At 62.2% G+C, this 12,790-nt stretch carries 11 protein-coding genes; 6 read left to right on the top strand and 5 right to left on the bottom strand.

The genetic code is table 11. The annotated features are described in order from the left end of the window. Positions 1-19 precede the first annotated feature (19 nt). Positions 20-826 carry an HAD-IIB family hydrolase gene (locus tag ACJO2E_RS04245; protein ID WP_406962135.1) on the bottom strand — a complete coding sequence of 269 codons (807 nt, stop codon included), beginning with the start codon at positions 824-826 and terminating at the stop codon, positions 20-22. Positions 827-831: 5 nt separating this feature from the next. Further along, positions 832-1,758: a hypothetical protein gene (locus tag ACJO2E_RS04240; RefSeq protein ID WP_406962134.1), complete on the bottom strand. Its 927-nt coding sequence runs from the start codon at positions 1,756-1,758 to the stop codon at positions 832-834. A gap of 140 nt (positions 1,759-1,898) precedes the next feature. Between ACJO2E_RS04240 and ACJO2E_RS04235 the strand changes: the two genes are divergently transcribed. Beyond that, positions 1,899-3,359, top strand: coding sequence for a protein adenylyltransferase SelO (locus ACJO2E_RS04235; RefSeq protein WP_406962132.1), 1,461 nt, complete (start codon positions 1,899-1,901; stop codon positions 3,357-3,359). A gap of 129 nt (positions 3,360-3,488) precedes the next feature. After that, positions 3,489-4,034, top strand: coding sequence for a hypothetical protein (locus ACJO2E_RS04230; RefSeq protein WP_406962130.1), 546 nt, complete (start codon positions 3,489-3,491; stop codon positions 4,032-4,034). 96 nt (positions 4,035-4,130) lie between these two features. Here ACJO2E_RS04230 and ACJO2E_RS04225 read toward each other — a convergent pair whose 3' ends face one another. Further along, a complete protein-coding gene (locus ACJO2E_RS04225) occupies positions 4,131-5,645 on the bottom strand; it encodes a fumarate hydratase (protein ID WP_406962128.1) in 1,515 nt (504 codons plus the stop codon). 229 nt (positions 5,646-5,874) lie between these two features. Between ACJO2E_RS04225 and ACJO2E_RS04220 the strand changes: the two genes are divergently transcribed. Further along, on the top strand, positions 5,875-6,648 hold the full coding sequence (locus ACJO2E_RS04220; RefSeq protein ID WP_406962127.1) for an enoyl-CoA hydratase: 774 nt from the start codon (positions 5,875-5,877) through the stop codon (positions 6,646-6,648). 97 nt (positions 6,649-6,745) lie between these two features. Here ACJO2E_RS04220 and ACJO2E_RS04215 read toward each other — a convergent pair whose 3' ends face one another. Together ACJO2E_RS04215 and ACJO2E_RS04210 are read right to left on the bottom strand one after the other, a co-directional pair. Then, positions 6,746-7,603 (bottom strand): tetratricopeptide repeat protein, encoded by an 858-nt coding sequence (locus ACJO2E_RS04215; RefSeq protein ID WP_406962126.1) that lies wholly within the window; start codon positions 7,601-7,603, stop codon positions 6,746-6,748. Position 7,604: 1 nt separating this feature from the next. Further along, a complete protein-coding gene (locus ACJO2E_RS04210; protein ID WP_406962125.1) occupies positions 7,605-9,224 on the bottom strand; it encodes a DNA recombination protein RmuC in 1,620 nt (539 codons plus the stop codon). Between the two features lie 274 nt (positions 9,225-9,498). Here ACJO2E_RS04210 and ACJO2E_RS04205 point away from each other — a divergent pair, with 274 nt between their 5' ends. Genes ACJO2E_RS04205 through ACJO2E_RS04195 form a run of 3 tightly spaced genes read left to right on the top strand, consistent with a single transcriptional unit; the run spans position 9,499 to position 12,756 of the window. Continuing rightward, on the top strand, positions 9,499-10,284 hold the full coding sequence (locus ACJO2E_RS04205; RefSeq protein WP_406962123.1) for an ATP-dependent zinc protease family protein: 786 nt from the start codon (positions 9,499-9,501) through the stop codon (positions 10,282-10,284). Between the two features lie 10 nt (positions 10,285-10,294). Continuing rightward, entirely contained in the window at positions 10,295-11,812 is a 1,518-nt protein-coding gene (locus ACJO2E_RS04200) for an inactive transglutaminase family protein (RefSeq protein WP_406962122.1), read from the top strand. Beyond that, complete coding sequence (locus ACJO2E_RS04195) at positions 11,809-12,756, top strand: alpha-L-glutamate ligase-like protein (protein WP_406962119.1); 948 nt, start codon at positions 11,809-11,811, stop codon at positions 12,754-12,756. Before ACJO2E_RS04200 ends, ACJO2E_RS04195 begins: the two co-directional genes overlap by 4 nt. The last annotated feature ends 34 nt before the right edge of the window (positions 12,757-12,790 follow it).

Raw genomic sequence — 12,790 nt, 5'->3', positions numbered from 1 at the left:
CCCAGCGTCGTGTAGTAGGCTAGCGGTAGCCGAATCGGGAGAGCACCTCCAATACACTCCGGTTCCAGCCCGAGGGGCCGGGCTCCGTGGAACGGATGACCGGATGCCCCTCGGGCAGTTCGATACGACCGGCGTTGACGCCTGCAATGATGACTGCAAGGTCCGCGCCAGCGAGCATGTCCTGGTCGTTCAGGCTGTCTCCCAGGGCCACGGACTGACAGGATCTCTCCGGCGACCGGGCCCGGTACCGGTTCATCAGTTGCCGCAGGCCATCCGCCTTGTCGAACCGTCCCATGACATGCAGGAAACGCCCTCCCTGGAGGAGTTGCAGGCCCCGTTCGGCCAGACGCTCACGGAAGGCCCGAAGCCTTTCGGAGGTGTCCTGCCACAGGATGGGTTCGGTCCCTATCCTCTCCCCGGCCATGACGGCTGCCTCGCCGCCCAGGCCGGTCAACCGGGCCAGTTCCGATGGCGGCAGGTCCGCAAAACCCGTAAAGCGGTACCCCCGGGCCCTTTGAGAAGCCAGTTCCTCCAGGATGCTCGCCCGCGGCGCACCGGTGGTGATCACCTCTTCCGGCCCGTTACCGAAGTAGCCCGCCGGAATCACCATACCGGCGCCATTTTCGACAATAAACGGGTGCGTATTGCCCAGTTCCCTGCGCAGGGCCTCAATTTCCGGTCGGGTCTTGCTGGAGTTGAGCACGAGTGGCAGGTCCAGGTCCGCCAGGCGCCGGAGGGCTGGGCGGGCGGGCTGCCAGTCGTAGGTGTCATGGTCCAGCAGGGTGCCATCCAGGTCGCTGAAAAAGATCGGTCGGGGCTGGTCCATGCCTCTTATGCCCGTGTCAGATTGTGGTCTTCGTCCAGCTCCAGCAGGACATCCGCCCTGTCGGGCATCTCGTCCAGGCAGTGCCGGGTGATCCGCTCGTAGTGCATAATGAAGCGTTCCAGTTCCTGGTCGCCCATGATGCGTACTTCCGGTGCAGGCCGACCGCCATCCTCGCCCACTCGTGGTGCACTCAGGTATCGCTCGGCCAGCTTGCGCTCCTGTTCCGTGCGCCAGCGTGTCACCGCCTCCATGGAAGGGGCCTTGAGCATCACCAGCAGGTCCAGACGGTCAAAGAAGGCCTGGTACGGTCCCCGCAACTGATCGTTGACGTAGGTGCGCCAACCGCCGCCGCTATCCTCGTTCGCCTCCAGTGCATTCATGGGCCTGGCCAGCGCTGCTTCGGGCTCTGGAAGGGCGCCCAGACACCAGCCCTCCACCAGGATAATCTCGGGGCGGCCAATGAACAGCGGCCAGTTCTCTTCCGGTTCGCGGTCATCCAGGGCCTTGTTGAACGTCGGCATGGCGGTCCGCGACCCGGCATTCGCCGCCAGCAACCTATCCAGCACACTGTTGCCCAGCGTCAGGTCGTGGGTGCCGGGCACACCCCGGGTCATCAGCAGCGGATCCACCTCATCCGCCAGCTTTGCCCTCTGCTCACGGGTGCAGTAGATGTCATCCAGTGACAGGCTGGCCGTGGGACACTTGTAGCGGTAAGCCAGCAGAACCCGCAGGAAATCCGTCAGGGTGGACTTGCCGGTACCCTGCGCCCCATGGACTCCCACCACCAGGGGTGTGTCCGCATGCCTGCTGGCCTGATAAAGTGACAGAGCCAGGGGCTCGAGTACATCGTTCACCGTGCGCCGGTAGGCCGGTGGCAACTGGTGCTGGTTCATCAGGACTTCGAGGGCGTCATCGGTGTCGGTGTTCGGCATGGCGTTCACTCCAGCTCCTTGGTTCCACAGGGCCCGTGCAGGTTCCATACCACCGCCGTGCCCTGCCCCGGTACATCTACCTGATACCAGTATAGGAGCAGAACGGCCCCCGGCCAGAAGGTACCGTCGGCCAATCCCTTATGACTTCCTTTGACGGCATAAAGACCCGACCACGCTATCTGGAGTTACCGGACACCTTCTTCAGTCACGTCCGGCCAACGCCGTTGCGGGGCGATGTGCGACTGGTGCATTTCAACGAGGAACTGGCCCGGGAGATGGGTGTGTCCGTGGACGCACCAGAGGACTGGGTCGATATCGGGGCCGGCCGTGCCCTGATGGAAGGCATGAACCCGGTCGCCATGAAGTACACCGGCCACCAGTTCGGTATGTACAATCCAGACCTGGGGGATGGCCGTGGGCTGCTGCTGTGGGAAACCGAAGGCCCGGACGGCCGTATCCGGGACTGGCACCTGAAGGGGGCCGGCCAGACGCCCTACTCCCGCTTCGGCGACGGCCGGGCCGTGCTGCGCTCCACCATCCGGGAGTACCTGTGTGGTGAAGCCATGCACCACCTGGGCATCCCCTCCACCCGGGGCCTGTTCCTGGTTTCCGCCACCGAACCGGTACGCCGGGAAACCATGGAAACCGCCGCCGCCCTGGTGAGGGTGGCGGACACCCATATCCGCTTCGGACACTTTGAGTACGCCGCCCATCACCTGGGCCCGGAGGCGGTCAGGACCCTGGCGGACCATACCATTCGTCACCATATCCCCGGCCTGGCGGCTTTACCGGAAACCGAACGCTATCCGGCCTTCTTCGCCGAGGTGGTCCGGCGTACCGCCCGCACCATTGCCCAGTGGCAGGGTGTGGGGTTCTGTCACGGGGTGATGAACTCCGACAACATGTCCATCATTGGTGATACCTTCGACTACGGCCCCTACGCCTTCCTGGACGATTTCGACGCCCGCTATATCTGCAACCACACCGACCAGGGTGGTCGCTATGCCTACAACCGGCAACCGGAAATCGGCTTCATCAACTGCCAGTTCCTGGCCCATGCGCTGACACCGTTGCTGGACGAGGACGACCTGCGTCGGGGGATGCGGGAGTACGAGACCACCTATAACGAGACCTTCATCAATCTGATGCGCCGGAAGCAGGGGCTGGCCAAGCCTGACGAGAATGACATAAACCTGATCATGGATACCTACAGCATGCTCCATGAACACGGCATCGACTACACCCGCTTCTTCCGCGGCCTGTCGACTCTGCCATCACGGGGGCCCGACCCGGTCAGGGACCTGTTCGTGGACCGGACGGTTGCCGATGACTGGCTGGGGCGCTACCGCACCCGGGTGGCATCAGAACCGCAATCACCGGAAGAGCGGGAAGCAGCCATGTGCCAGGTCAACCCGAAGTACATCCTGCGGAACTATCTGGCCCAGAACGTCATTGACGCCGCTCAGGCTGGCGACGATGCTCCCCTGGCAGAGTTGCTGGAGGTACTCAGGCATCCCTACGACGAACAGCCAGAGTTCGAACACTACGCCACCCTGCCACCGGATTGGGGCAAGCACATGGATATCAGTTGCTCGTCCTGATCGCGATTACATCTAAGGGCTATGTGGTTATCACCAACCCTTCTCAGCCGTTCATTTAATAACCAGACAAACCCACTAGAATAGGAAATGCAATCATTTGGAAGTTGTCCCAACCGAGGAGGACAGGCCATGAAACGATTGTTCTATCTGGTGGATTCCATCGACAGTGTCGATGAGATCTCCGACGACGTGCATGCCAACGGCATCACCGACTGGCGCTTCCACATTATCAGCAAGGATGAGGCGGGGCTTTACCGGCACCACCTGCACACCGCCAGTGTGCTGGACCGTACCGACCTGCCTCGGTTCGTGGAGCGGGGCGTCCTGATCGGCGCTGTGGCCGGCGTCCTGGTGGTCGGAGTCCTGTCCCTGATCGTGGGGCTGAACTTTCCCATGGGCGCCTGGATCGCCCTCTTCGCCTTCGCGGTGGTCGCCGGCGGCTGGCTGGCCGGCTTTGGCGGCATCCAGAGCGAGAATTACCGCATCCGTCGTTTCCATGACGATATCGAGGCGGGAAAGTACCTGGTGATGGTGGACGTGCCGCACCAGGATGAAGAGGAGATGAAACGCCTGATGAGTGTTCGTCACCCGGAGGCTGTGCTCCAGGGCGAAGACAGCAGCTTCAACAATCCGTTTGCGGGGCTATCGCTGCACAGGAAGGCCAAGGTCCACTAGTAATCCGGTCTCCCTCTCACCCGGAAGGTGAGAGGGAGACCGGAACACATCAGTCTAATCACCCTCTCACCCTGGCGGGAAGGGAGGGTATATGCCCTACACCGCCTTCGCGGCGATGATTTTCTCTTGCCATTCCGCCGGGCCGGTCTGGTGGACCGAGCTGCCCCGGGAGTCCACGGCCACGGTCACGGGCATGTCCTCCACTTCGAACTCGTAGATGGCTTCCATGCCCAGTTCCGGGAAGGCCACCACCTCGGCGTTCTTGATGGCCTTGGAGACCAGGTAGGCGGAACCACCAACCGCCATCAGGTAGACCGCACCAAACTCGCGAATGGCGTCGATGGCCACCTGACCACGCTCCGCCTTGCCGATCATGCCGGTGAGGCCGGTCTTCTCCAGCATGGTGTGGGTGAACTTGTCCATGCGCGTGGCGGTGGTGGGACCAGCAGGACCAACCACTTCCTCACGTACCGGGTCCACCGGACCCACGTAGTAGATGAAACGACCCTTCAGGTCCACCGGCAGTTCCTCACCCTTGCCGATCATGTCCACCATTTTCTTGTGGGCGGCATCACGACCGGTAAGCATCTTGCCGGACAGCAGCACGGTTTCGCCGGGCTGCCAGTCCTTCACATCTTCCGGAGTGACCGTATCCAGGTTCACCCGGCGCACGTTATCGCCCACTTCCCAGGTGATTTCCGGCCAGTCTTCAAGGCTCGGCGGGGTCTGCAGGGAGGGACCGGAGCCATCCAGCACGAAGTGCGCGTGACGGGTGGCGGCGCAGTTGGGAATGATGGCCACGGGCTTGTTGGCGGCGTGAGTCGGATAATCCTTCACTTTCACATCCAGCACCGTGGTCAGGCCGCCCAGGCCCTGGGCGCCAATGCCCAGGTCATTGACCTTGTCGAAAAGCTCCAGGCGCAGTTCCTCCGCCCGGTTGGAGGCGCCACGTTCCTTCAGGTCGTGGATATCGATGGGATCGAGCAGGGATTCCTTGGCCAGCTCCATGGCCTTCTCGGCGGTACCGCCAATGCCGATACCCAGCATGCCCGGCGGGCACCAGCCGGCGCCCATCTGGGGCACCATCTTCAGCACCCAGTCCACCACCGAGTCGGACGGGTTCAGCATGGCGAACTTGGACTTGGCTTCGGAACCACCGCCCTTGGCCGCCACGTGCACTTCAACGGTGTCGCCGGGCACCATCTTATAGTGAATGACGGCGGGGGTGTTGTCCTTGGTGTTGCTGCGCGCGCCATCCGGGTCAGCCAGTACCGATGCCCGCAGCACGTTGTCCGGATGGGTGTAGGCACGGCGCACGCCCTCGTTGATAACATCGTCCAGGGGCTGGTCGCACTCCAGCTTCACGTTCATGCCGATATTGACGAACACGGTGACGATACCGGTGTCCTGGCAGATGGGACGGTGACCCTGGGCGCACATGCGGGAGTTGATCAGGATCTGCGCCATGGCATCCTTGGCCGCCTGGGACTCTTCCCTCTGGTAGGCCTCGTGCACGGCCTGGATAAAGTCCTTGGGATGGTAGTAGGAGATGAACTGCAGCGCGTCCGCTACGCTCTCGATCAGGTCGTCCTGGCGGATTACGGTGGTCATAGGCGTCTCATCAGTTTTCGGGTTATTCGGTTGGAGGGCTGGTGGATGCCGCCGGGAGGCGACCGCCCCGCAAAAAACGGCGCCCAGTTTACCAGCAGGGTCGGATTTTATACAGACTGGCAGCGGACAGCGCCAACCTTTGCATCCCGTCGCCGTTATGGGGTTTAATCCCGGATCACGACGAAAGTCGTAGTCCCGGTGCCCATCAGAACAACGTAAAGGAGCCCTCGTGAGCGAACACATTTCCGTAGATATCCAGGACAAGATCCAGGTCCTCCGACTCAACCGCCCTGACCGCAAGAACGCCCTCAGCCAGGCCATGTACGCCGCCCTGGCGGACGCCATCCAGAACGCCGAGAACGACAGCAATATCCGCTGCACGCTGATCACTGGTAATGAGGAATGCTTTACGGCGGGCAACGACCTGTCTGACTTCGCTGCCGGCCCCGTGGGCGAGTTCGAATCTTCCCCGGTTGGGCGTTTCCTGTTCGGGCTGGCCTCGGCCGAGAAACCGGTGGTGGCGGCCGTCAATGGCCCCGCGGTGGGCATCGGCACCACCATGCTGCTGCACTGCGACCTGGTGTTCGCCGGCAATAACACCGCGTTCCAGATGCCTTTCGCCAACCTCGGGCTCTGTCCGGAAGGCGGCTCCAGCCTGCTGTTGCCCACCTGGCTCGGCCGGGTACGTGCGGCGGAACTGTTAATGCTGGGTGGCGTCTTCGATGCGCCCAAGGCCAGTGACATGGGGCTGATCAACCGGGTATGCGAACCGGCGGACACCGAGGCACAGGCCCTGCAGGCCTGCCGTCAACTGGCAGCCCAGCCGCCAGCGGCCGTCCGTGCCACCCGCCGCCTGCTCAACCGTAGCTGCGCGTCCGGGCTCCGTGACGCGATGCTGGCCGAAGGTGAGATGTTTGGTGAGCGCCTGAAGTCACCGGAAGCCGGCGAGGCCTTCAAGGCGTTCATGGAGAAGCGCAAGCCGGACTTTTCCTCGTTCTCCTGAGGTAACCGGACAAAAAGGCGCCGGTACCCATAACGTATAATACGTCACGGGTACCGGCGTCTTTTTTGCCTTGACCGCACTGGCCTGTGATTCGGTTTCAGGAATTACCGGATGGCTTCTGCATCTGGCGAATCAGGCTGCTCAGGGTGTTTGCCAGGGCTTCAACCTGGTCCCGGTCGCTTCCCAGCCTCAGCAGGCGGGAACCGTCCCTGGGATCATAGATCCAGCAGGACTCGGTGGCATTCTCGCAACTCCATTCCACCAATGGACTGATGCCATAAACCGGCAGGATCAGCGTTGTGAGCTTGCGGACGCCATCCTCGCCATTGCGGCTTTCACGGAACTGGATCTCGCCATCGTGCACCGATGCGTGATAATGAACGTCCGGTTTGCTTCCTTCCCGGATCAGACGCGGATCCCGGCGCCAGCCGGCCCGATCGAAGATCCGGTTCATACGACCCACCAGCGCGGACCGGCTGACATCCCCGGAGGCGGCTGACTGCCCACTTCCCAGGGACTGCCCCGCAGGCGTGATCTCGGCCACCTGTTCCTGCCCGGCATCGCCGGCACTCGCCGAACCGGCCTGTCCGGACCGGTTCTGTTCGATATCGGTAATCAACTTGAGCGATTCGGTGTAGTACTTGCCATCGGCACCGGTACCGGCGACATAGTTCTCCAGGGCCGACATGGCCTCATTGTAGTGTCCGGACTGGGCCATCACCTGCCCCCGGTAGTACAGGTACTCCGGCGGTTTCTCTCCTTCCAGCCGTTGCAGGCGGTTCAGGTATTCCGCCGCCTGGCCCCATTGCCCGGTCTCGACGGATTCTTCCACGGCCAGCATCAAGCGCTGAATTTCGTGTTCCGCCGGCAACGCCAGCGCAGTACCGGATATCATCAGGCCCGCCGCCAGGACCAGTCCCGCCAGTGGGCTGGCCTGCCTGGTACCTGAAGGCAACTTATTCCTTGAGTACATCATCGCTTTCCTCGTCTGTGCCTGCCTGTTCGGTGCTTCCGTCGGCGTCCAGCGGGAGCCCGTCGTCAACATCATTCTCTCCGCCGGCCTCCGCCTGGTCGGTGATGGTCCGCGGCAGCTCCTTCTTCACTCTCACCCCCAGCTCCACGAACTTGCTGGCCTGGGAGATCAGGTTGCCCCGGCCACGGGTCAGGGTATTCATGGCGCCGTCATAGGTGGTCTGCACCGTCTGCAGTTGCCCGCCCATCTTTTCCATGGCCTCCACGAACACCCGCAGCTTGTCGTACACGGCGCTGGCACGATCGGCAATCTTGCGGGCATTCTGGCTCTGGCGTTCGTACCGCCAGATGTTCTCGATAGTCCGCAGTGTCGCCAAAAGTGTCGTTGGCGTCACTACGATAATCTTTTTCTCGAACGCTTCCGCGAACAGGTTCTCGTCATACTGGAATGCCGCCACGAATGCCGGTTCGATGGGCATGAACAGCAGGACGAAATCCGGTGAATGCAGCCCATGCAACTGGCTGTAGTCCTTCTCGCTGAGACCCCGGATATGCTGTCGCACGGCGTCTACATGGGCCCTCAGGTGGTTCTCCTTTTCCCCCTCATCTTCCTCCGTCACCCATTGCTGGTAGGCCACCAGCGACACCTTGGAATCGACGATCAGGTTACGGCGGTCCGGCAGGTGTACCACCACGTCCGGCCTCAGGAGTTGTCCGTCGGCGTCCCGGTAGCTGCCCTGGGTGTCGTACTCCACGCCCTTGCGCAGGCCGGATTTTTCCAGCACCCGCTCCAGGATCAGTTCACCCCAGTTGCCCTGGATCTTCTTGTCCCCCTTCAGGGCCCGGGTCAGGTTGGCCGCCTCTTCGGTGATCTGGCGGTTCAGGTCCTGCAGCGACTTGATCTCACTGCGCAGGGCCTGGCGGTCCTTGGTCTCGCTGGTATAGACGTCCTCCACCCGCTTGCGGAAGTCCTGTATCTGGTCCCGGAACGGATTGAGCAGGTTGTCCAGGCTGGTGCGGGTCTGCTGACTGAAGCGCTCGCTCTTCTGTTCAAAGATACGATTGGCGAGATTTTCAAATTCCTGCTTGAGGGCTTCCCGGTTGCGCTCCAGCAGTTCCAGCTTCTCGGTGGTGGACCTGCGTTCCTCCTCCAGGGTCACATCCCGCTCCCTCAGCGTCACCCGGACAGACTCCAGCTCCCGCGCCAGTTCTTCCCGGCGGCTTTGGAGCTGGTCCCTCTCCTGTGCGATCCCTTCGGCCCTGGAGTGTTCAGCCTGCTTTTCCGCTTCCAGGGTGGCTACACGCTGTTCCAGAGTGGACGCCTGGGTGCGCCAGTGTTCGTTGCGTTCGTCCAGCTCCCTGACGCGGGCCTCCAGGGAGTCGGCGTGGTCGGTAACCTGCTCCAGGCGCTGCTGCCGCAGTTCGTTTTCATGCCGGTGGGCAGCCAGCTCCCGCTCCAGCTCCTGGCTCCGGGCCTGCCCGGCGGTCAACCGGCTGGCAAGTACCCGCCCCCAACCTAGCGATACAATGATCAGCACAATAAGTACAACACCGATTGCCAGCACAACGGGTTGATCGATAATCTGCTGCCACAACGGATTCAATGCGTCAGTCTCCCGCAGTCGTTTGATGGGTGTTCCGCCAGGCCGTTTCTCAAACCAGCCAGGCAGGGCACGACCGGTTTTCAGTAGGCTCGATTTATCAGTACTATACGCGAATTCCGGAGCGCTGTGGCTGAACGCCATCATCGGAAGCCGGCAGGCTCCCGGGACCGGACTTGTACGGGGCCCTTGGCGTCGTCAACGTGAAGTTACCGTAAACCCGAGCGAGGGACCGTTCATGTATAATCCGCGCGACCTGGACAGTCAGAGGGATCCCATGTTGTCGACATCCAAACCGCTTGCTGCGGCCCTTCTTGCCACGGTGGTGCTGCTTTCCGGCTGCGCCACCGACTCCGTTTCCGTCAAGCGTTATGAGATGCAGGGGTTGCAGGATGCCGTCGCCAGCCAACAGGCTGACCTGACCCACCTCAAGGTCACCGGTGACCGGCACTTTCAGGAGCTGAAAGAGCTCCAAGATGACACTACCCGCGAAATCATCGACACCATCCGGCAACAGGTCGAGCCCCCCACCTGCCCCCCTGTCCCCAAGCAGCGCATCTGCGCCGCCGAAGAATCCCGTGACACCGGCACCAGTGACCGGGTAAAAGGCAAGCTGGTGGTCGGCGAGGTGGAAAAGGCGTTCCTGGTCGGACCCAACTTCGTCTACGATGCGCGCATCGACAGCGGTGCCGAAACCTCGTCCATGGATGCACGGAATGTGCGCCGGTTCGAGCGTGATGGCCAGGAATGGGTCCGGTTCGATATCCCCGTTCCCGGCAAGGACGACGAACTGGAAACCCTTGAACGCAAGGTGGTGCGCAATGTCCGGATCATCCAGGCCAACGAGGAAGACTATGAGCGTCGGGCCGTGGTGGAGCTGCAGTTCCGAATCGGCGACCATGAGCAGAAGGCCGAATTTACCCTAAGCGACCGGGCACACCTCACCTATTCCCTGTTGATCGGACGCAATATCCTGCGGGATGTGATGCTGATTGACGTGGGCAAGGAGTACAGCACCGAGCTGCCCCGCTCCATCCTGACCAGCGCCATTCGCCGCGACTGAGGGCCCCGAGTTGAAACTGCACTCCCGCTATCCCTTCTACATCGCCATTTTCGTGCTCATCGCCGGAGGCATTGCCCTGGCGACGGCCCGACACGTTCAGTTGGGGATTCCCTGGCTGGCCGGGGAACAGCAGCCCGTGTGGATGGTGGAAGCCCGCATCGATTTCAAGGCCGTGGGCGAGGAAGTGCTGGTCAGCCTGAACGTGCCGGACAGTCCACCCGGTTTCCGCGTGCTATCGCAACAGGCGGCCTCCCCCGGCTACGGCTTCTCCCTGATTGAAGAATCCGGCGACCTGCGGGCCGAGTGGAGCATCCGCGAAGCGGAGGGCCCCCAGACCCTGTACTTCAACGTCCAGTTGACCCCGGATGAGTCCAGCCACGTCCCGCCATCCTCCGAAGCACCGGCCCCGGAAGCCGTGTTCTGGGAAGAGCCGGAAGCCACCGCAGTGGCCGAAGTGCTGGAGCGGGCCGCCGCCAAATCCGCCAGCCCGGAAAGCATGACCCGGGAACTGATCAAGCTGATGCAGTCCAGCGACCCGGACCAGAACATTGCCCTGCTGCTCAACAGCGACAACCATGTCACCCTGTTGCATCGCATGCTCAACCATGCCGGCATTCCCGCCCGGGTGGCGGATGGCCTCCAACTGGAGGATGCCCGGCGCCTGCAGCCCCTGCGCCCCTTCCTCCAGATACACAATGGCGAGCGCTGGCTGACCTTCCACCCGGAAACCGGACAGCAGGGTCTGCCCGACAATGTCCTGCTGTGGCGTCAGGATGCCTTGTCACTGCTGGATGTAATGGGCGGGGAGGACTCCCAGGTCAGCTTCTCCATGTTGCAACAGACCGTTCCAGCGCTTCAGCTGGCCACCCGTGAAGGTGGGCAGAACGGGCTGGGACTGGTCAGCCTGTACGAGCTGCCCATCGAGGAACAGGGCATGTTTCGCATGCTGCTGCTGTTGCCGTTGGGGGCCCTGGTGGTGGCCTTCATGCGCATTATTATCGGCGTCCGCACCTCCGGCACCTTCATGCCGGTGCTGATTGCCGTCGCCTTTGTGCAGACCTCCCTGGTTCCCGGCCTGGTGGCGTTCCTGTCGGTGGTTACCGTGGGTCTGTTGCTGCGGGGGTATCTGTCCAGCCTCAACCTGCTGTTGGTATCCCGGATCTCGGCCCTGATCATACTGGTCATCGCCATCACCACCGGCATCAGCATCATCGGCTACCAGATGGGCTTCAACACCGGCATGACGGTCACCTTCTTCCCCATGGTGATCCTGGCGTGGACCATTGAACGCATGTCCATCCTGTGGGAGGAAGACGGCGCCCGGGAGGTGCTGATACAGGGGTCCGGCAGCCTGTTTGTGGCGGTCCTGGCCTACCTGCTGATGGATGCCCCGCTGGCCCGTCACCTGACGTTCAACTTCCCCGAACTGCACCTGGCGACCTTCGGACTGGTGCTGCTGATGGGTCAGTACACCGGCTACAAGCTCAGTGAACTGAAACGGTTCCGACCAGTGAAGGAGTTCTCATGAGTTCCTGGATATCGCCCTTCCGGCTCCGCAAGGCCGGTATCCTGGGAATGAACGAACGCAACGTTTCCTATATCGCCCGATATAACGACCGCAGAGCCTATCCGCTGGTGGACGACAAGCTGAAAACCAAGCTGCTGGCGGAAGAGTTCGACATCAAGACGCCAAGATTGCGTCAGGTGGTGCGCCAGCAGCACGAAATCGGTCATTTCAGTGACATGGCGGTCGACCTGGAAGGTTTTGCCATCAAGCCATCCAAGGGGTCCGGCGGCAAGGGCATTACCGTTGTCCAGCGTCGGGAGGGCGAGCAGTACGTCAAGGCCTCGGGCGCACATCTGTCCCTGGAGTACCTCAAGCGCCACCTTAGCAACATCCTGGCCGGGCTCTACAGCCTGGGCGGCAAACCGGATGTCGCCATCGTGGAAGACCTGGTCCGCCCGACCGCGCTGCTCTCGAAGTATTCCTACCAGGGCGTGCCGGATATCCGCATCGTGGTGTTCCAGGGTTACCCGGTGATGGCCATGGTACGGCTGTCCACCTCGGCGTCCGATGGCAAGGCCAACCTCCATCAGGGCGCTGTCGGGGTCGGACTGGATATTGGCACAGGGCAGGCGCTCAATGCCGTCCAGTTCAACCGGAAAACCCTGCTTCACCCGGACACCGGCCTGCCCATGAGCGAGATCCAGATCGACGACTGGGACACCATGCTGATCATGGCCGCCCGCTGTTACGAGGCCACCGGCCTTGGCTACATTGGCGTGGACCTGGTGCTGGACGAGACCGAAGGCCCCTTGCTGCTGGAACTCAATGCCCGCCCGGGCCTGACCATCCAGATGGCCAACGGCAAGGGGTTGCTGCCACGCCTGCAGAATATCGAATCCCTGAAACGCCCCCACTTTACCCCGGAGAAACGGGCCGCCTACGCCATGACCACCTTTGGCGCCTGAGTCTGCCGCACTATTACGACAGTCCACGGATTTA

The organism is Marinobacter shunpengi (genome assembly GCF_045449695.1).
GTDB lineage: Bacteria > Pseudomonadota > Gammaproteobacteria > Pseudomonadales > Oleiphilaceae > Marinobacter.
Note: the sequence above shows the minus strand (reverse complement) of the source record. Positions and strands in the feature narration are given on the sequence as shown.